This is a genomic window from Bradyrhizobium sp. USDA 4472 (genome assembly GCF_054058595.1).
In genome coordinates this window covers 2,441,633-2,461,213 of sequence record NZ_JBSSAM010000001.1, presented here as the reverse complement: position 1 = coordinate 2,461,213, position 19,581 = coordinate 2,441,633, and the positions used below count along the sequence as shown (strand labels likewise).

Genomic DNA, 19,581 nt, shown 5'->3' with positions numbered 1-19,581 from the left:
TCATGGGTGGGGATGAAATCGTCCCCGCTGTTCGCTGCCCTACGCCACGCTCTCCAAAAACGCCTCTTCCGCGGCATGCACCGCATCGGGCGTGCCGACATGCATCCAGACTCCGTCGAGGCGGAGGCCGAACAGGCGCTCCTGCTCATTGGCGCGGTCGAACATCTTGGTCAGCGAGAACTCGCCTTGCGGTGCGCCGTCGAAGATCGTCGGCGACAGGATGGCCGCGCCCGCATAGACGAACGGAACGATCTCTTTTTCCTTGCGCTTGCGCAAGGCGCCGTCGGGCAGCATGCCGTAATCGCCGCGGCCGCTATAGCCGATGCTGGTCGCGGTCGGCGCCATCAGCAGCAGGATGTCCATGCGTGCGGCATCGAAATTTTCCGCGAGCCGCGTCAGATTGGAGCGCACGCCGTCGATCCACAGCGTGTCGGAATTGACGTGGAAGAACGGCGCATCGCCGAGCAGCGGCAGCGCCTTGACGACGCCGCCGCCGGTGCCGAGCACCTGGTCGCGCTCGTCCGAGATTGTCACGCGCGGATGCTGGCGTGTTGCGGTGTGATTGATGATCTGGTCGGGCAGATAGTGCACATTGACGACCGCCTCCGTGACGCCGGCGCGACCGAGCTTGTCGAGCACGTGGTCGAGCAGCGGCTGGCCGGCCACCGGCACCATCGGCTTCGGCATTTTGTCCGTCAGCGGCCGCATGCGCAGGCCGAACCCTGCGGCGAGCACCATGGCTTTGGTCGGTTTGACGGACATCCTAAAGCTTTCTCGAAACCTCTGATTTCGCGTTTGCAGCAACCCTAGCACGATCACGGATGGGCCGCACCGCCTCTCGACCGCCTTAGCCGCCCGCCGTGACGGTTGTACGACGTGTGTTGCCCTCACGCCTCGACGGCTGTGGAACGCGCCGTTTTCTTCCTGTCACCCGGCTTGAGGAAATTGACGCCGATCTGGTCGCCATTCACCCAGGCCAGTTCGCAGCGCCGGTACGCCAACCCGGTGGACGACAGCAGCAGGAAAAATTCCTTCAGGTGCAGGCCTTCGACCGAACCGTCGATGGTCAGCTTGGCGCCGGTCTCGGAGACGTCCTCCATGGTGCATTCGCGCCGCCATGTGCCGTCGATGCCCATCATCTGGGCCGAAATCCCGCGTTCGAAAACAACCCGGCTGTTCCCGCGCTGGTCCGTCTTGACCGCCATCCGCCCTTGCTCCAGCCCCGTATTTGTCCGGCTGCCCGCGGGCGATGATACCGGTGTGATGGCTAACAGCCGGTAAACCGCTCCCACTCAGGATCGCGGCGGCGGGACGTTGGCGAGATACCAGTCGCGCAAATGTTCGAGCGCCGGATGCGCCAGGGAGCGCTGGAGATAGGTCCAGATCCGCGGCTGGTGACGCAGATAATGCGGCTTGCCGTCGCGGCGATTGAGCCGGGCGAAGGTGCCGAGCAGGCGTGTGTTGCGCTGCGCCGACATGATGGCATAGAGCTCGGCAAAGCCGGCCGGATCGAAGCTCGCATCGCCTGCCCGGCGCGCCTTGATGTAGCGCGACAGCAGCGTCAGCTCGAGGGTCTCAGGCACGTCGATGCGTGCATCCTGCAGCAGCGACACCACGTCATAGGCGTGCGGCCCGAGCACGGTGTCCTGGAAGTCGATCACGCCGACACGCGCCACGCCGCTACGATCGCCAAGCCAGATCAGATTCGGCGAGTGATAGTCACGGATGATCCAGGTCTTCGGCGCGGCCAGCGGCTTCTTCAAGAGCTCGCGCCACATCGCAAAAAATTCCGCGCGCGTCTCGTCGCTCAGGGGCGCGTTGCGGTCGGGCAGGTACCATTCCGGCATCAAGCCGATCTCGATCAGCAGCGCCTCGGTGTCGAAGGCGGGAATGGTGTAGGTCTGCCCGTCCACGGGCAGCGTCTCCGGCAGGGTCTTGCCGTGCAGCACGGCCAGCACGTCGGTTGCGGCTTGGTAGCGCTCGGCGATCGGGCGCGGCGGATCGCCTTCGATCACGCCTTCGCTGCCGAAATCTTCCGAGATCAGAAAGCCGTGCTCGAGGTCGCAATGATGGATCGCGGGCGCCGAGATTCCCGCCGCGCGCAAGCCTTCGTCGATGGCGACGAAGGACTTGACGTTCTCGGCAAGGTGCACCGCGGCGCTGTAGGACTTTCCGTTGTAGATCGCCGCGCCATCGGGGCGTTGCGGCGAGTTCATCAGGATGACGACGCCATCGTCGCGGATCAGCCGCGCATAGGAGCGTGTCGAGGCGTCGCCGGGCATGCGCTTGCGCGTCGCATCCGAGTAACCCGAGAAGTCGAGGAATTCGCGTAACGCCTTCAGCCGCGCGATGGCGACAGCGGCCCTGCCATGGCCGGTGATGTCGGCGGCCCGCGCATTCGCGCCCAGCGCCGGGCGATGCGTCAGCGCGATATCGATGCGGTCGGCGGGCATCGCCGACGGCGCGCGCTCGGGCCATTCGATCAGCGCCAGCGTCGCCTCCGGCAACGGCGAGAGCCCGATCTCCTCGAGCTCGCTCTCGTCCTCGACGCGATAGAGATCGGCATGCATCACGGGAAAGGCCGGCAGCTCGTAACTCTGCACCAGCGTGAAGGTCGGGCTCGGCACTTCCAGCTCGTCGTCGCCGGCGAGATAGCGGATCAGGCTACGGGCCGCGGCGGTCTTGCCGGCGCCGAGATCACCTGTCAGCGTGATGGTATCGCCCGGCCCGACCAGCAGCGCGAGATCGGCCATCAATTGCGCGGTGGCCGTCTCGTCGACAAGCGCGACGGAGAATGTGGCCGGTTCGCTCATTCGGCGGCGTCGCGGTGCGCCGCCTGGTCGGTCGGGAAGTCGCAGATCACGACCGTGCCCTTGCCGACGGCCGAATCCACCTGCACCTTGCCGCCATGCAGCTCGACGAAGGAGCGCACGAGCGACAATCCGAGCCCGGCGCCGCGATGACGCGAGCCCTGGGAGCGGCTTTCGAACCAGTTGAACACCTTGTCCTTCATGTCGGCGGGTATTCCAGGTCCGGAATCTGTCACAATGAAGACCACGCTGCGCTCGGTGCGGCGCGCGCTGATCCCGACGGTGGAATCCTGCGGCGAGAAGCCGACGGCATTCGCAAGCAGGTTATAGAGCACCTGCACCACGCGCTTCTCGTCGCCGACGAAGCTGCCGACATCGGGGGCGATCTCGACCTTGAGGCGGATGCGGTCGGTGGCGAGGCGGTCCTGGATGCCTTCGGCGGCGAGCTCGATGGTCTTGCTCACGTCGACCGGCCCTAGCTCCAGCTTCATCGCGCCGGCATCGATGGTGGCGAGATCGAGGATGTTGTTGGTCAGCGCCAGCAGCGCATTGGTCGATTTGGTGACGTAGTCGAGATATTCGGCCTGCTTCGGCGTCAGCGGTCCGGTCGAGGGGTCGCTGAGGAAATGCGCGAAGCCGATGATGGTGGTGAGCGGCGACCGCAGCTCGTAGGAGACGTGATGGACGAAATCCACCTTCATCTGGTCGGCCGTCTCCAGCGCCTCGTTGCGCTCGCGTAGCGCGCGCTCGACATTCTCGGTGTCGGTGATGTCGAGGAAGGTCAGCATGGTCGCGCCATCATGCAGCGGACGGATCATGCCGTCGAGCACGCTGCCATCCTTGCGCTCCAGCTTCAGCGGCACGTCGGCGCGGTTCTCGATCGAGGTGATGGCCTCGCGGATCTGGCGCCAGACCACCGGGTCGTCGAACAGCTGATGACACCAGCCTTCGACCGTCTGGATATGCGGCTGCTCGCGCATCGAATCGTTGGACAGCTTCCACATCCGCAGGAAGGCCGGATTGAACAGCTGCGCCCTGCCGTTGCTGCCGAACACGGCGACACCCTCGGCGAGGCTGTCCAGCGTCTCGCGCTGGACCCGGATCATGCCGTCGAAGCGGCGGGCGAGCTCGAGGCTCGCGGTGACGTCGTCGAACAGATAGGTGACGCCGCCTTCGGGGTTCGGCGTGGTGACGACGGAGAGGGCGCGGCCGTCGGGCAGGTACCAGGTGTCCTTGGCGGCCTCGACGGCACGGTAGGCCTCGTGCAGCTTGGCCTTCCAGGCGCGGAAGTCCGGCTGCTCCGGCAATTTGCGCGCGGCGCGAAGCTGGTCGAGCACGCTGGAATCGTCTGGATTGGCGTCCAGGAAGCTGCGGTCGAGGTCCCACAGCCGCCGGTAGGAATCGTTGTAGAAGGCGAGCCGCCGCTGGCCGTCGAACACGGCCACACCTGAGGAGAGCTGGTCGAGCGTGCGGCGATGCGCCTCCGCCATCCGCACCAGCGCGGCGCTCAGCGCATCCGCCTCGCTGGCATCGATCGCGACGCCGACACTGCCGTTGCCGACATTGACGGCGCGTACGTCGTACATGCGCCGCTCGCCGCCGGTCACGATCGGCAGGCGCGAGGTGAAGCCCGCGGTGTCCTTCAGGCTGCGTTCCATGGCGGCGCGGTCGGCGCTGTCGAGCAGCTCGAGCTTGCGCTCCTGGGCATCGATGATGCTGGTCGCTTCCGTGGCGCGCACATAGGCCGGATTGGCAAAAGTCAGCGCGCCGTTCTCGCCCTTGGCCCAGATCGGCCACGGCGCGGCAGAAGCGAAGCCGCGCAGCATCTCGGTTTCGTCGGAAAGCGCCCTGTAGCGCAGATTGGTTTCAGCCAGATCGCGCCGCAAGCCGGAGAGTTCGCGGATCCGGACAATGGCCTGGCCGCCGATGGCGCGGCCGAGCGCTTCCAGCGTATGGCCGTTGGCCGTGCTCAGCGTGAGCTGGAAGCCGTCGCCGCGTTCGCGCAAGCTATCGACGGCGTGATCCATCTGCAGCGCCGGTTCCGGCGGCAGCCAGGTTCCGAAGGCAAGCACGCGCTGCGGCGACGAATCGCGCGGCAGCACCATGGAGATGTCACCCGAGATCTGCGCGCGATCGTCGCCGGCGGGCCAGGAGATCAGGATCTGCGGTTCGGCAAACAGCAGCGCACCAAAGCGGTCCGCCTGCAGCTGAAGTTCCCTGATTCGCCCGAGCAGCGCCGCTTCGTTCTTCGCGGTACGGACCCGCGTGCGCATCAAGAGGATCGCGGCCACGACCGTGAAGCCGAGCAGAGCCAGCGCGGTGGCCAGCACCGCGAGTTCCTGCCGGTTGAAATCCAGCAATATCGAGAGTGTGTCGACGAGGTCGGCGGCATCAGCCGGCTCAGCCGGCAGTAGCGCTGCGAGAGCGCCTCCCAACAAGCTGTTCCGCGCCAAGGATGTGCATGACAGCAGCGTCCGACGCATCGACACGATCACGCCTGACATAGTTGCCCCAAGACCGCACGAATTGACGCGCGCGGCGACCCCCGTCGCGCGCGAATCAAACGACAATACCCTCACCGCGACTCCACCGGTAAGAGTCCAGATCGTGAACGCAAACGCGGTCCCAAAAAAATGCGGAGCGCGGGGTTCCCGTCACAGTCGTTCTGCGGGTGAGAAGGCGCGTCAGCTGCTGACGGACGAGACTCGATCGCGCTCCAACACCGGTGTGTTCCCTGCCCCCACAAGGGGGGAGGGAACGGAAAGAGCGCCGCTGTGGATCGATTCGACGCGACGTCTGTCCGCGCTATCGCCCCGTCGAGCCGAACCCGCCGGCGCCGCGATCGGTCGAGGACAGCGTCGCCACCGGAACCAGCGCGGCCTGCAGCACCGGCGCGATCACCATCTGCGCGATGCGCTCGCCGCGCTTGATCACGAAGGGCGAGGGGCCGTGATTGATCAGGATCACCTTGATCTCGCCGCGGTAGTCGGCGTCGACGGTGCCCGGGGAGTTCAGCACCGTGACGCCGTGCTTGGCGGCAAGTCCCGAGCGCGGCCGCACCTGGGCCTCGTGTCCCGGCGGCAACGCGATTGCCAGCCCCGTCGGCACCAGCGCATGCTGGCCTGCTGCAAGCGTCATCGGCTCGCCCTCCGGCACCGCCGCCATCAAATCGAGGCCGGCGGCTTCGGCTGTTTGATAAGCCGGCAGCGGCAGGCCTTCGGCGTGGGGCAGGCGCTGCAGTTCGACCGTGACTTTGCTGCTCAAGAGGCGGGCTCCAAGGGTTTGTCCAAGGGTTTGTCGGCGGATTTGTCGGTCCCGCTTTCGGCGATATGCGCGACCAGTTCGATGGCGACCTGTTCCTTGGTCATGACAGGCCAGGAATCAACTGTGATCTCGCCGTTGTTCTCAGCATTCTTGCTGATGAGGTGCACGGTGTTGCGGTCGCCGCCCATCACGCCTGACGCGGGCGAGACGTCGTTGGCGACGATCCAGTCGCAGCCCTTGCGCGCGAGTTTTGACTTCGCGTTGTCGATGAGGTGCTCGGTCTCGGCGGCAAAGCCGATCACCAGCGGCGGGCGCTTCTCGGCGAGCTTCGAGATCGTCGCGAGGATGTCGGGGTTCTCGACCAGCTGAAGCGGCGGCATGCCGGCCGACGTCTTCTTCAGCTTCTGCTCGCCCTCATTGGCGACGCGCCAGTCCGCGACCGCGGCGGCGAAGATGGCGATGTCGGCGGGAAGCGCTGCCTGCACCTGCTCCAGCATCTGCCGCGCGGATTCGACGCGCTTGACCTTGACGCCGGCGGGATCGTCGAGATCCACCGGGCCACTCACCAGGATCACTTCGGCGCCTGCGGCTTGTGCTGCGGCGGCAATGGCAAAACCCTGCTTGCCCGAGGAGCGGTTGGCGATGTAGCGCACCGGATCGATCGGCTCGTGGGTCGGGCCTGCGGTGATCAGAACACGCTTGCCGGCGAGCGGGCGCGGCACCGGCGGCCGCAGCAGTTTCTCGGCCGCATTGGCGATCTCGATCGCCTCGGACATGCGTCCGATTCCGGCCTCGCCTGCCTCGGCCATCTCGCCGGAGTTCGGCCCGATCAGCAGAACGCCGTCGCGCTGCAGCTGTGCGAGGTTGCGGCGGGTCGCGGCATTGTTCCACATCAGCGGGTTCATCGCCGGCGCCAGCAGCACCTTGCGGTTGGTCGCGAGCAGGATCGCGCTGGCGAGATCATCGGCATGGCCGTTCGCCATCTTCGCCATCAGATCGGCGGTGGCAGGCGCCACCACGATCAGATCGCAGTCGCGCGCCAGCCTGATGTGGCCGGCGTCGAACTCGCTCTGGGGATCGAACAGATCGGTGTAGACGCGCTCATGGGAGAGGGCGCTGACCGAGAGCGGCGTCACGAACTGCGCGGCGGCCTTGGTCAGCACGCAGCGCACCTCGATGCGCCGCTCCTTCAGCCTGCGGATCAGGTCGAGCGACTTGAAAGCCGCGATGCCGCCGCCGATGATCAGTGTGATGCTGGCCTCGGGGACGGCGCCTGGGCGTAGGGTCGCAGGAGCAGGCGATGCCTCGGGCGGCACCGCAAACGGCGTCAGCGCCTGCTCGCGGCCCTCGATCAGCTCCCTGAGGATGACCCGGACTTCTTCCTCGACCGACCTGTGGTTCCTGGCCGAGCGCAGCCGCAAATAGGTTTTGACGGCGTCGTCGAGCTTGCGGATGGTCAGGCTTGCCATGGCGCCCTCCAGCACGGAATGATAGCGATGCTATCACTGACATGCTTGCAGTGCAATCAAACTTTTGGCGTCATAGATTCCGGACAGCGATCAGGATGCCGATGAAGGTCACGGCGATGATCCAGACCGCCACGGTGCGCCAGCGGTTCTTGCGGCCCTCGCTGCGCCCCATGGCCGCGATGCTCTCCGGCGAGAGCCTTAAGCCTTCCCGCGTCATGGTCTCCAGCTGCTCGAGCACCGCGACCGAGCGCTGCGCGATATCGGGCAGGCGCATCAGCACCTTGGCGAGATCGCCACCGCCGGCGAGCGCGCCCTGCACGCGGCCAACAGGTCCGAGATTGCGCTCGATCCATTCGCGCACCACGGGATCGGCGACCTTCCAGATGTCGAGCCTGGGATCGAAGCCACGCGCCACGCCTTCGACCACCACCATGGTCTTCTGCAGCAGGATCAGCTCGGGCCGCGTCGTCATGTCGAACAGGCCGGTGACCTCGAGCAGCAGCGTCAATAGCCGCGCCATCGAGATTTCCTCGGCGGTGCGGTTGTGAATGGGCTCGCCGATGGCGCGGATGGCCTGCGCGAAGTTCTCGACCGAGTGATGCGAGGGGACGTAGCCCGCCTCGAAATGCACTTCGGCGACGCGGCGATAGTCGCGGGTGATGAACCCCAGCAGGATTTCAGCGAGGAAGCGTCGCTCTTTCATGCCGAGCCGGCCCATGATGCCGAAATCGACCGCCACGAGGCGGCCGGCATCGTCCAGGAACAGATTGCCCGGATGCATGTCGGCGTGGAAGAAGCCGTCGCGCAGCGCGTGGCGCAGGAAACTCTGGATCACCTTGCGGCCGAGATCGGGCAGATCGACCTGTGCTTCTTCCAGGCGCTTGTGATCGTTCAGCGCGATGCCGTCGATCCACTCCATCGTCAGCACGTTGTGCGTGGTGCGATCCCAGTCGACCTCGGGCACGCGGAAATCAGGATCGTCGCGCGTGTTCTCCGCCATCTCCGACAGCGCGGCAGCTTCGAGGCGCAGGTCCATCTCCATCGCGACCGAGCGCGACATGGTGTTGATGACCTCGACGAGCCGCAGCCGCCGCGCCTCGGCGGAATAAGCCTCGGCCTTGTGCGCGACATAGAAGAAATCGGAGAGATCGCGGCGGAAGCGGGCGGACACGTTCGGCCTGAGCACCTTGACCGCGACAGGCTTGCGGATGCCGTCGCGCATCACCTCGCCACGATGCACCTGTGCGATCGACGCGGCCGCTACGGGCGCACTGAGACTGACGAAGACATCGTTCAGCGGCCGTTCCAGCGACGTTGCGATGGCGGCTTCGGCTTCCGCTTGCGAAAACGGCGGCAGGCGGTCTTGCAGGCTTTCGAGGTCATGCGCCATCACGACGCCGACGACGTCGGGTCGCGTCGCCAGGAATTGCCCGAGCTTGAGATAGGCCGGGCCCATCCGGGTCAGGGCGCGCGACAGCCGCGGACCATGCTTCGGACCGCGCCGCTCGACGAGGCGCGCAAGCTTCAGCGCAAGCTGGCCGGGCGGCGGCACCAGGCTCGGGTCGACGGAGCCGAACACGCCTTCGCGCGCAAAAACGAACGCGGCGCGGATCAGGCGCGAAATGTGGGTGATGGCAGAGATCACAAACGCCAGCCCGAATGCAGTGCGACGATGCCGCCGGTCAGGGTTTGAAAGCTCACGCGCGAGAAGCCGGCGGCGCGGATCATGTCGGCGAAGGCGTTCGGCTTCGGAAACTTGCGGATCGATTCGACGAGATATCGGTAGGATTCGGCATCGCCCGTGACCATGCGGCCGAGCGGCGGGATCACCTTGAACGAGAACAGATCATAGAGCTTGTCGAGGCCGGGCATCTCCACAGTGGAGAATTCCAGGCACAGGAAGCGGCTCCCGGGCTTGAGCACGCGATAGGCCTCCCGCAGCGCCTTGTCGATTTGAGGGACGTTGCGAATGCCGAAAGCGATCGTATATGCGTCAAAGCTGCGGTCGGCGAAGGCGAGCGCTTCGGCGTTGCCTTCGACGAAATCGACCTGCGTCTCGAGATGGCGCTTGGCGGCACGCTCGCGGCCCACCGCCAGCATGTCGGAATTGATGTCGCAGACGGTGGCGTGGAAGCCCGCGCCTGCCGCCTTGGCGGCGCGGAACGAGATGTCGCCGGTGCCGCCGGCGACGTCGAGCAACGCAAAAGCCCGGTCGCCGCGGGGCGGGGCCAGCGTGTTGATCATGATGTCCTTCCAGACCCGGTGCAGGCCGCCGGACATCAAATCGTTCATCAAATCATAGCGGGACGCCACGCTGTGAAACACATCGTTTACCAGCGTCTGCTTGTCCCCCAGGGGAACGTCCTTGAAGCCAAAATGCGTGGTTTCGCCCGGCCGATCCATTAGTCTACTCCACTGGGCGGACCATAGCCCGCCCGCCGCAATGGCGCTATCACACCGCCCTCATAAGGTGAATGCCTGACCATGCCTGAATTGCCCGAAGTCGAAACCGTTCGCCGCGGCCTTCAGCCGGTCATGGAGGGTGCGAAGATCGTGGCGGCCGAGGCCCGCCGGCCGGATCTTCGCTTTCCGTTCCAGCCCGATTTCGTCGCCCGGCTCCAGGGACAGATCGTCACGGGGCTCGGCCGCCGCGCAAAATATCTCATGGCCGATCTCGCCTCCGGCGACGTGCTGCTGATGCATCTGGGCATGTCGGGCTCGTTTCGCGTCATCAAGCCCGACAACGAGGCCGTATCAGGCGAGTTTCACTATCCGAGGGGCAAAGACTCCGCGCACGACCACGTGCTGTTTCGGATGTCCTCGGGCGCCGACATTATTTTCAACGATCCGCGCCGTTTCGGTTACATGAAAGTGATCGCGCGCGATGCGCTCGAGCAAGAGCCGCTGTTGCGCGGGCTCGGCCCCGAGCCGCTCGGCAACGAATTCGACGCGGCGATGCTGGCGCGCGCCTGCCGGGACAAGGCCACAAGCCTGAAGGCAGCACTGCTCGACCAGCGCGTTGTCGCGGGCCTCGGCAACATCTATGTCTGCGAAGCCCTGCACCGCTCGCATCTGTCGCCGCGCCGGATCGCCGCGACGCTGTCGACCAGGGCCGGACAACGCAAGGGCGTTGCCGGGGGCGAGCCGACGGATCATGCCGAGCGACTGGTCGGCGCCATCCACACCGTGCTGAACGATGCGATCAAGGCCGGCGGCTCGTCACTGCGCGACCACCGCCAGACCTCGGGCGAGCTCGGCTATTTCCAGCATTCATTCAAGGTCTATGACCGCGAGGGCGAGACATGCACCACGCCGCGCTGCGGCGGCACGATCAAGCGGTTCACCCAGAACGGCCGGTCGACCTTCTGGTGTTCGAAGTGTCAGAAGTAGCAGGCCATGCAGACGCCGCAGCTCGAGACCGAACGGCTGATCCTGCGTCCGCTCGCGTTGTCCGACGCGCCTGCGATCCAGCGCCATTTCGACAATTGGAACATCATCCGGCATCTCTCGACCGTCGTGCCCTGGCCTTATCCAGCTGACGGGGCGAAGGCCTTCATCAAGCTGCAGCTCGACAAGGTCTCGGCCGGCGAGGAGATTCATCTCTGGGTGCTGGTGTTGAAGGGCGGCGACGGCGAGGCGATCGGCAACATACACCTGCGGCCCGGCGCCGAAGGGTTGAAAGGCAATCGCGGCTTCTGGCTGGCCGAGCCCTACTGGCGGCGCGGCTTGATGACGGAGGCGATCGCCGCGGTGAACGATTTCGCCTTCCTCACCCTCGGCCTCGATCATTTCTACGTCTGCAACGCCGCCACCAACCAAGCCTCGCGCCGGGTCAAGCAGAAGACCGGCGCGGAGTTCGTCGGCTTCATCGAGCTGCCGCATCACGGCGGACAGTCGAGATCCGAGCGTTGGATCGTGCGGCGTGAGGCTTGGTTGCGCGGCAGGGTGTGAGGCCCGGCCCAGAGCTTGACGAAATTCGACATGAACGAAGCCGTTTTCGTCGCACGGCCGTTTTCGCACGAGGAGACAAATGCCTGCATGTCGCCACCGGCCGCCATGGCTCGGAAGCGCGTCTACTGTGCATGGGGTTGTTTTCAAAAAACGCGAAGCGAAGCGATCCGGCCGGGCTGCCGGCCGGATGGCTTCATCGCCCAGGCGTTCACCGGATAGCGAAGAGCCCTCTCCCAGCCAGAGCGATCGCCCCGTTCAGGACGGAAGAACGCTGGTCTCGTCGGCCGAAAGCTCGCCGGCCGCATGCAGCATTCCGCCGGCCGCCGACAGACCCTGATCGATCGGGAGATGGCCGGCGGAAAGCTCGAGGCGCGCCTCGATCCAGCGCCACAGGCCGCGGATCTCCTCGGTCGACTTGCCGTTCGGCGCGAACTCGCTGACGGCGAGGCCGGAGGCGAGCGAGTCCTGGTGGTCGTTGCGCATCGCGATCAGCGGGCGTGCGAGCACCTCAGTGAGATCGAGCGCGGCTTCCTCGGCGAGCGTGTTGGCGGCGTTGTCGATGCGCTGGCCGCGGATCGGCGTCTGGTTCAGCACGAAGCTGAAGGGGCGCCTCCAGGCGCGCGCGACGCTGACGGTGGAGACGGTCGCCTCGATGTCGGCGACGCTCGGGCGTGCCGGGATGAGGCAGAGATCGGAATGGCGGATCGCGGCGGTGGTCGCGGCGGAAAGGCCGGCCGCGGTGTCGACGATCGCGAGCTGCAGGCCACTTTCGGCCAGCATCTTCAGCCGCGGTGCGAAATCGGCGGCGTGATAGATCGGCTCGACGACGACATCGTCATTGTTGCGGCGGCGCTGCCAGCTGGAGAGGGTGCCCTGCGGATCGGTCTCGATCAGGCGGACGGTGAAGCCGGCCTGCTTGGCCGCCAGCGCAAGGCCGATGGCAAGCGTGCTCTTGCCGCTACCACCCTTTTGGGTGGCCAGTACGATCGTGTGCATGGAAAATCGAATCCTTTGGAGTGCTTGGGTCTTAAAAGGGTAACGCCACGCGAACGTGCATCGAATTTCGATGCTGAGCTCTTCTCGCTCAGGACGTGCCCTGCCCGATCCAAAGGGGACCGCGGATGTCCGAATCAACTGATACGATGATGGCAGAATCGGGAATGCCGGCTAATCCGTACCAATACTGGACCGGTAATTGCGCGTGTGGTGGCGCTCAACCTACTTTCGCACGCAGATGACGCGCACCACGGCGGCCTTTGCATCCGTCGAGGTGCCGTTTGCGGTGACCGCGTTCGCCTTCAGGAAATCGCGCACCGTGTCCGCGGACACCATCACCGCTTGTGACGCGGGCGCGGCGGTCGCAGGACCTGCGACCATCGCCGGCTTCAACAGCGCGACGCCGGCGAACTTGCCGTCGCCGTCAATGGCCGGGCTGCCGGAGAAGCCGACGGCCGGCGGTGGAGACAGCGCGGAATCGCTGGATGTCACCTGCGCCAGCGCGCTTGTGATGCTCGACACGCCGGCTGCGCCGCCTTGGTTTTGCGGATCGGCGATGCCGACGACATCGACAACGGTCTTCGCCGCGCCGCCGGCGAGGCTGAGCGGCGTCAGGCGGCGGGCGCCATAGATGTGCAGCAGCGCGAGATCGTGCTCCTTGTCCTCGGCGATGCGGTCGGCATTGCCGTAGCCGCCGATGGTGATGGCGAGACAGGAATCGGTGACGAGACGATCCGCCAGAATCGCGCCGTCGTCGCTGACGACGACGCCGGTGCCGTATTCGACGGTCTTGCGTGGCGGCGGTCCGGCTTGTGGGCCCGATGGAAACGCATTGAACGCGCTCGACATCGCGATCACGACCGGCTCGACCGTGTTCTCGGTCGCCTGGTCGTACAGGATCGTCATGATGCGGACTTCGTCGCCCTTGAAGGTGCCGCGCACATAAAACTTCTTCAGGCCCTGCAAGCCCGACAGCACGAAGAAGTCGGGCTTCACCACGGTGTAGTCGACCTTGCGGCCGGCCGGCTCCTTCTTTTCGGTTTCGGCGAGCTTTGCCGTGGACGGGTTCGCCTCCTTGTGGCGGCTCAGCAGCACCTGCACCGTGCCGGTCGGCGAGGTCCATTTCGAGCCGTTGGCGTCGGTGACCTGCTGCGGCACCAGTTTGGACGGGATGCCGAGCCGCGCGCCGCTCGTCATCTCTGTCACGATTTTCCAGCCGACGCTGTCCTGCTTGCGCCGCGCCGTTTCGGCGAGCGCCGCGCGCTCCTGCGGATTGAGCACGCCGGTCGGCTTGCCGCCCTTGGCCTTCTGGTACTCCTTGATGGCGTCGACCATGCGTGAGCTGACATCGCCAGTAATGGCGCCGTTATATTCGCCGACCCAGGCGAGGTCGGATTGCAGCGACAGCCGCTCGGCCTGCGCCATCGCGTCGGCCGTTTCCGACGGCGTTTGCAGGGCGGGCGGCTTGATCGGAACGGTCTGGACGACCTTCGGCCTGGTGCCGGGGATCTGTGGCGCCGTCATCTGGGCGCTGGCGCCTGTGGCAGATGCCAACATCAGTGTTGCCGCAAGCATCGATCTCATGACAAATCCAGTCGGCCCATTGAACGCGCTGCGATTGAAGCACATCTCGTTGGTCGCGAACAATGTTGGGGTGGTTCAGGAGTAAGAGAAGGTGCTGAGCCCGGACGAACTCGAACGCTATGCCCGCCATATCGTGCTGCGCGATGTCGGCGGCCCCGGCCAGGCCGCGCTGAAGCGGGCCTCGGTGCTGGTGATCGGCGCCGGCGGGCTCGGCGCGCCTGCTCTGATGTATCTGGCGGCCGCCGGCGTCGGAACACTCGGCGTGGTCGATGACGACGTGGTGTCGCTGTCCAACCTTCAGCGCCAGGTGATCCACACGACACCTGATATCGGCCGGCACAAGGTCGAGAGCGCGGCCGAGCGGATCGCGGCGCTCAATCCGCATGTCCGCTTCGTCGGCCACGCCACCTGGCTCAATGCCGACAATGCGCTGAGCCTGATCGGCGACTACGATCTCGTGCTCGATGGGTCCGACAATTTCTCGACGCGCTATCTGGCCTCCGACGCCTGCTTCTTCGCGAAACGGCCGCTGATCACGGCGGCGCTCGGCACCTTCGATGGTTCACTCACCACCATCCGTGCGCATGAAAAGGACGAACAGGGCGAATTCAATCCGACCTATCGTTGCCTGTTTCCGGAAGCGCCGCCGCCCGGGTGCCGTGCCGGCCTGCGCGGAGGCCGGCGTCATGGGCGCGCTTGCCGGCGTGATGGGATCGATGATGGCGCTGGAGGCGATCCGCGAGATCGTCGGTTTCGGCGACGGCCTGGTCGGCCGCCTCCTGATGATCGACGCGCGCGCGATGCGCTTCGAGACGCTGCGTTACGCGCGCGATCCGGCCAATCCGCTCAATGGCGATGGGCCGGTGATGTCAGATCTCACGGCCCATCGCACCTGAGCGCGACAGGTCTTTGCGCACCCTCAGAGCATGCTCGGCAGCACGCGATCCGGCGGCTTGTGGGCGTCGAGGAAGGTGCGGATGTTGATGATCACTTTCTCGCCCATCTCGACGCGGCCTTCGATCGTGGCCGAGCCCATGTGCGGCATCAGCGTCACCTTGCCGGCTTTCGCAAGCCGCACCAGCTTTGGGTTGACCGCAGGCTCGTGCTCGTAGACGTCGAGGCCGGCACCGCCGATCTCGCCGCCTTCGATCAGCTTGATCAGCGTGTCTTCGTCCGTCACGCCGCCGCGCGCCGTGTTGACGATGTAGGCGTCTTTCCGGATCAGCTTCAGCCGACGCGCCGAGAGCAGATGATAGGTCGCCGGCGTGTGCGGACAGTTCACCGAGATGATGTCCATCCGCGCCAGCATCTGGTCGAGGCTTTCCCAGTAGGTCGCCCCAAGCTCTTCGGCGATGACGGGCGCCACGGGACGGCGGTTATGATAGTGGATCTGCAGGCCGAAGGCGCGGGCGCGGCGCGCGACCGCCTGGCCGATGCGGCCCATGCCGATGATGCCGAGGCGTTTGCCGCCGATGCGGTGGCCGAGCATCCAGGTCGGCGACCATCCGGCCCAGGGTTTTCCCTCCGTCAGCACCATGGCGCCTTCGATCATCCGGCGCGGCACGGCCAGGATCAGCGCCATGGTCATGTCGGCCGTGTCTTCGGTCAGGACTTTCGGCGTGTTGGTGACGGTGATGCCGCGAGCATGCGCGGCCTCGACGTCGATATTGTCCACGCCGTTGCCGAAATTGGCGATGAGGCGGAGCCTGCAGTCGGGTTGATTGACGATCTCGGCGCCGATGTGGTCGGTAACAGTCGGAACCAGGATGTCGGCGGTGCGTGCGGCTTCGGCGATCTGCTCGGCCGACATTGGTGTGTCGTCGAGATTGATGCGTGCGTCGAACAGCTCGCGCATCCGGGTCTCGATCGAGTCCGGCAGCTTGCGCGTCACCACGACGAGGGGCTTTTTCTTCACCGACATGTCCTGCCCTCATGAGGCGTTGCAGGCCGCCTCTGTCGCCAAAGGCCGGCCGTTGAGGCCTCATTAACCCGGTTGTTCGACACTGTCCTGGCCGTGTCGTCCCCGGCGTTTCCTTCAAGCTGTCCCCTACTTTCCGGCGGGAAAATCGGGGCAAACTGGTTGTTCAGATGTCCGTCCTCTCTAGCAGAAGGCCGGGCCAAGACAAGTTGGCTTAGGGAACACCCGCGTGGGCGGGAGGGAATTGCGCGGCAGGTTTTGGAATTCGGGGTGAGGACCTGGTTTAGCCGGTTCCTCGACGGGAGACAGGTTGATGGCGTTGGGGCGTTTTTGTTCGGTGATGGCGCTCGTTTGCACCTGGTGGAGCGCCTCGGTCGGCCCCGGGCATTCGGCGAAGGACGCCGCGACGCCCCAGACCGCCAGCGGCCTGCCGGTGCCGCGCTATGTCAGCCTCAAATCGGATCACGTGAATGTCCGGGCCGGTCCAACCAAGGACAATGACGTGGCGTGGGTCTATACCCGCGCAGGCCTGCCGGTCGAAATTACCGCCGAGTTCGAGAACTGGCGCCGGGTGCGCGATTCCGAAGGTGCCGAAGGCTGGGTCTATCATTCGCTGCTGTCGGGCCGCCGCACTGCGGTCGTCACCATGAAGCACAAGGACGAGCTCGCGCCGATCTATGACCGCGCCGATGCCGACAGTGCAGTGGCCGCAAAGCTCCAGGCCGGCGTCGTCACGCAGGTGAAAAAGTGCACCACCAGCTGGTGCCACGTCACCGGCAACGGCTTTGACGGCTGGATCCAGCAGGAACGCCTGTGGGGCGTCTATGCGGACGAGCAGGTGAATTGACGGCCTGAAACGACAATGGCCGGGCATGGGCGAGCGCAGCTCGTCCTTCGGACCGCTTTGGTCCGGCCATCACGATCTCAGATTTCGGCGAATCTCAGCGCTTCTTGCGCAGGCGGACGACCATGTCGATACGCGCGATCTCGTAACCATCAGGCACCTCCGGCATCTTGGACAGCGCCAGATGCGGATCCTCGATATCGACCAGCTCATGGCTGTTCTCGAGGTAGTAATGGTGGTGGGTGGTGACGTTGGTGTCGAAATAGGTCTTGGTGCCATCGACGCTGACCTGGCGCAGCAGGCCGGCATCGGTCAGCTGGTTCAGGGTGTTGTAGACGGTCGCGAGCGAGACCGGGACCTTGGCCAGCGTCGCTTCCTCGTAGAGCATTTCAGCCGTGAGGTGGCGTGCACCCTTGCCGAACAGCAGCCAGCCCAAAGCCATGCGCTGGCGCGTCGGGCGCAGGCCGGCAGACTGCAGCATTTCATTGACGTCGTGCCAGGGGCAGCCGGTCAGGGCCGGCTGACGGCCCGCCAGAAGGGCCGCATGGGCGTCTTCGTCGTGATGGATCGCGTTGTTTTCGCTCATTTCCAGAATTCGGGCACGCGTGAACACTATCTGTCCGCAATATATGGACAGATAGATGCAGATGCAAGTTTCTCGCAACTAGAGCGGTTCTAACCCGAGGGGAACCGCTCGTACCTGCCTTCATTCTACCTTCATGGGACGGCTTTGCTACCCGAAAAGGCCTGTGTTAGAGAGCGCGCGGTTCCGCCTAACCGATTTGGCGCAGCCAGGTATTGGGTGTCCGGCCACCGGTCGATCCGGCTCTCGGGACTGGCGCCTCGGCAATTGGTGTTGCCTCCAGGCAGCACGGGGCTCATTTTGCCAGAAACGCCACGCGATCGGGGTTAGAACAGAGGCTTCCGCATGCTGAACAGGCGCAACGGTTACGACTACGAGGATTTGCTGGCGTGTGCTCGCGGCGAGATGTTCGGGCCGGGCAATGCTCAGCTGCCGCTGCCGCCGATGCTCATGTTCGACCGCATCACGGAAATCAACGACAATGGCGGCGAGTTCGGCAAGGGCGTGGTGCGCGCCGAGCTCGACGTGAAACCCGACCTCTGGTTCTTCGGCTGCCACTTCAAGAACGATCCCGTCATGCCCGGCTGCCTCGGCCTCGATGCGTTGTGGCAAATGGTCGGATTCTATCTGGGCTGGACCGGAGGCGAAGGTCGAGGCCGTGCACTCGGTTTGAACGAATTAAAGTTCAGCGGCCAGGTGCTGCCTGAGGCCCGCAAGGTTGTGTACAACGTCGATATCAAGCGCGTGATGCGCTCAAAGCTCGTGCTCGGCATCGCCGATGGATGGCTTTCGGTCGATGACCAGATTATTTATCGCGCGAAGGATCTGAAGGTCGGCCTGTTCAAGCAGGGCACGAGCCTGGGCTAACGCGCATCACCAAGAAGACAACGATAGAGGCGAGGGTGTCATGAGGCGGGTTGTGGTCACCGGGATGGGTATCGTCTCGTCGATCGGAAACAACACCCAGGAAGTGCTTGCGAGCCTTCACGAGGCGAAGTCCGGGATTTCACGAGCCGAGAAATATGCCGAGCTTGGCTTCCGTTCGCAGGTGCAAGGTGCGCCGACGCTCGATCCCTCGACAGTGGTCGACCGCCGCGCGATGCGCTTCCTCGGTCAGGGCGCCGCGTGGAATCATGTCGCGATGGAGCAGGCGATTCAGGACTCCGGTCTGTCGCCCGACGAGGTCTCCAACATCCGCACCGGCATCATCATGGGTTCCGGTGGCCCTTCGGCGCGCACCATCGTCGAAGCCGCTGACATCACCCGCACCAAGGGGCCGAAGCGCGTCGGTCCCTTTGCCGTGCCGAAGGCGATGTCGTCCACCGCGTCGGCGACGCTCGCGACCTGGTTCAAGATCAAGGGCGTGAACTATTCGATCTCCTCGGCCTGTGCGACGTCGAACCATTGCGTCGGCAACGCCTATGAAACGATCCAGATCGGCAAGCAGGACGTGATCTTCGCCGGCGGGTGCGAAGAGCTCGACTGGTCGCTGTCGGTGCTGTTCGACGCCATGGGCGCGATGTCCTCGAAGTATAACGACACGCCCGCCACCGCCTCGCGTCCCTACGACCTCAACCGCGACGGCTTCGTCATTGCCGGCGGCGCCGGGGTGCTGGTGCTGGAAGAGTTCGAGCATGCCAAGGCGCGCGGCGCACGCATCTACGGCGAGATCGTCGGCTATGGCGCGACCTCGGACGGCTACGACATGGTCGCGCCGTCGGGCGAAGGCGCCGAGCGCTGCATGCGCATGGCGATGTCGACGGTAAAGACCAAGGTCGACTACATCAATCCGCACGCCACCTCGACGCCGGCCGGCGATCCGCCTGAGATCGACGCGTTGCGTCGGGTATTCGGCGCCGGCGAAAAGTGTCCGCCGATCTCGGCGACCAAGGCGCTGACCGGCCACTCGCTGGGCGCCACCGGCGTGCAGGAGGCCATATACTCCCTGCTGATGATGAACAACGGCTTCATCTGCGAGAGCGCGCACATCCAGGAGCTCGATCCCGTGTTCGCGGACATGCCGATCGTGCGCAAGCGCATCGACAACGTCAAGATTGGCACCGTTCTGTCGAACTCGTTCGGCTTCGGCGGCACCAACGCCACGCTGGTGTTCAGCCGGATGGACGTGTGACGGCGTCGTTGGCGCATCGTAGATTTTCTCG

The 19,581-nt window shown here is 65.1% G+C and carries 18 protein-coding genes and 1 pseudogene; 7 read left to right on the top strand and 12 right to left on the bottom strand.

From position 1 onward, the window contains the following. Positions 1-39: 39 nt before the first annotated feature. From ACVWZ4_RS11190 to ubiE, 8 genes are all read right to left on the bottom strand, one after another. Complete coding sequence (locus ACVWZ4_RS11190) at positions 40-762, bottom strand: nucleotidyltransferase family protein (protein ID WP_456700585.1); 723 nt, start codon at positions 760-762, stop codon at positions 40-42. Between the two features lie 125 nt (positions 763-887). Next, on the bottom strand, positions 888-1,205 hold the full coding sequence (locus ACVWZ4_RS11185; RefSeq protein ID WP_456700586.1) for a PilZ domain-containing protein: 318 nt from the start codon (positions 1,203-1,205) through the stop codon (positions 888-890). A gap of 87 nt (positions 1,206-1,292) precedes the next feature. Beyond that, positions 1,293-2,813 (bottom strand): tRNA (adenosine(37)-N6)-threonylcarbamoyltransferase complex ATPase subunit type 1 TsaE, encoded by a 1,521-nt coding sequence (gene tsaE, locus ACVWZ4_RS11180; RefSeq protein WP_456700587.1) that lies wholly within the window; start codon positions 2,811-2,813, stop codon positions 1,293-1,295. Then, a complete protein-coding gene (locus ACVWZ4_RS11175; protein ID WP_456740293.1) occupies positions 2,810-5,314 on the bottom strand; it encodes an ATP-binding protein in 2,505 nt (834 codons plus the stop codon). The genes tsaE and ACVWZ4_RS11175 overlap by 4 nt, the downstream gene beginning before the upstream one ends. Positions 5,315-5,615: 301 nt before the next feature. Then, a complete protein-coding gene (gene dut / locus ACVWZ4_RS11170) occupies positions 5,616-6,074 on the bottom strand; it encodes a dUTP diphosphatase (RefSeq protein WP_456700589.1) in 459 nt (152 codons plus the stop codon). Continuing rightward, positions 6,071-7,543: a bifunctional phosphopantothenoylcysteine decarboxylase/phosphopantothenate--cysteine ligase CoaBC gene (gene coaBC / locus ACVWZ4_RS11165; RefSeq protein WP_456700590.1), complete on the bottom strand. Its 1,473-nt coding sequence runs from the start codon at positions 7,541-7,543 to the stop codon at positions 6,071-6,073. Before coaBC ends, dut begins: the two co-directional genes overlap by 4 nt. A gap of 70 nt (positions 7,544-7,613) precedes the next feature. Then, entirely contained in the window at positions 7,614-9,188 is a 1,575-nt protein-coding gene (ubiB, locus tag ACVWZ4_RS11160) for a 2-polyprenylphenol 6-hydroxylase (RefSeq protein ID WP_456700591.1), read from the bottom strand. Then, positions 9,185-9,946, bottom strand: a complete 762-nt coding sequence (gene ubiE / locus ACVWZ4_RS11155) for a bifunctional demethylmenaquinone methyltransferase/2-methoxy-6-polyprenyl-1,4-benzoquinol methylase UbiE (RefSeq protein WP_456763450.1) — start codon at positions 9,944-9,946, stop codon at positions 9,185-9,187. The genes ubiB and ubiE overlap by 4 nt, the downstream gene beginning before the upstream one ends. An 81-nt stretch (positions 9,947-10,027) precedes the next feature. Between ubiE and mutM the strand changes: the two genes are divergently transcribed. The 3 genes from mutM to ACVWZ4_RS11140 are packed head-to-tail and all read left to right on the top strand — an operon-like array spanning position 10,028 to position 11,713. Next, a complete protein-coding gene (gene mutM, locus ACVWZ4_RS11150) occupies positions 10,028-10,933 on the top strand; it encodes a bifunctional DNA-formamidopyrimidine glycosylase/DNA-(apurinic or apyrimidinic site) lyase (protein ID WP_456740292.1) in 906 nt (301 codons plus the stop codon). A 6-nt stretch (positions 10,934-10,939) separates the two neighbouring features. After that, entirely contained in the window at positions 10,940-11,494 is a 555-nt protein-coding gene (locus ACVWZ4_RS11145) for a GNAT family N-acetyltransferase (protein ID WP_456740291.1), read from the top strand. A 30-nt stretch (positions 11,495-11,524) separates the two neighbouring features. After that, positions 11,525-11,713, top strand: a complete 189-nt coding sequence (locus ACVWZ4_RS11140) for a hypothetical protein (protein ID WP_456740290.1) — start codon at positions 11,525-11,527, stop codon at positions 11,711-11,713. Between the two features lie 36 nt (positions 11,714-11,749). On the opposite strand, the gene ACVWZ4_RS11135 is transcribed toward ACVWZ4_RS11140, so the two are convergent. Further along, positions 11,750-12,490, bottom strand: coding sequence for a nucleotide-binding protein (locus ACVWZ4_RS11135; RefSeq protein WP_456740289.1), 741 nt, complete (start codon positions 12,488-12,490; stop codon positions 11,750-11,752). Between the two features lie 222 nt (positions 12,491-12,712). Beyond that, positions 12,713-14,074 (bottom strand): serine protease, encoded by a 1,362-nt coding sequence (locus ACVWZ4_RS11130; RefSeq protein WP_456740288.1) that lies wholly within the window; start codon positions 14,072-14,074, stop codon positions 12,713-12,715. A gap of 91 nt (positions 14,075-14,165) precedes the next feature. Between ACVWZ4_RS11130 and ACVWZ4_RS11125 the strand changes: the two are divergent. Further along, positions 14,166-14,970, top strand: a pseudogene (locus tag ACVWZ4_RS11125) (HesA/MoeB/ThiF family protein). A 23-nt stretch (positions 14,971-14,993) separates the two neighbouring features. Here the strand turns inward: ACVWZ4_RS11125 and ACVWZ4_RS11120 are convergent. Beyond that, the gene (locus ACVWZ4_RS11120) at positions 14,994-15,995 is read right to left on the bottom strand and encodes a 2-hydroxyacid dehydrogenase (protein WP_456740287.1); all 1,002 of its coding nucleotides are present in this window, start codon (positions 15,993-15,995) and stop codon (positions 14,994-14,996) included. A gap of 310 nt (positions 15,996-16,305) precedes the next feature. Here ACVWZ4_RS11120 and ACVWZ4_RS11115 point away from each other — a divergent pair, with 310 nt between their 5' ends. Further along, complete coding sequence (locus ACVWZ4_RS11115; RefSeq protein ID WP_456700597.1) at positions 16,306-16,839, top strand: SH3 domain-containing protein; 534 nt, start codon at positions 16,306-16,308, stop codon at positions 16,837-16,839. Positions 16,840-16,933: 94 nt separating this feature from the next. Here ACVWZ4_RS11115 and irrA read toward each other — a convergent pair whose 3' ends face one another. Beyond that, positions 16,934-17,422, bottom strand: coding sequence for an iron response transcriptional regulator IrrA (gene irrA, locus ACVWZ4_RS11110; RefSeq protein ID WP_456700598.1), 489 nt, complete (start codon positions 17,420-17,422; stop codon positions 16,934-16,936). A 342-nt stretch (positions 17,423-17,764) separates the two neighbouring features. Here irrA and fabA point away from each other — a divergent pair, with 342 nt between their 5' ends. Together fabA and fabB are read left to right on the top strand one after the other, a co-directional pair. Then, entirely contained in the window at positions 17,765-18,286 is a 522-nt protein-coding gene (gene fabA / locus ACVWZ4_RS11105) for a bifunctional 3-hydroxydecanoyl-ACP dehydratase/trans-2-decenoyl-ACP isomerase (RefSeq protein ID WP_092236766.1), read from the top strand. Positions 18,287-18,326: 40 nt separating this feature from the next. Then, positions 18,327-19,550 (top strand): beta-ketoacyl-ACP synthase I, encoded by a 1,224-nt coding sequence (gene fabB / locus ACVWZ4_RS11100; RefSeq protein ID WP_456700599.1) that lies wholly within the window; start codon positions 18,327-18,329, stop codon positions 19,548-19,550. Positions 19,551-19,581: the final 31 nt, after the last annotated feature.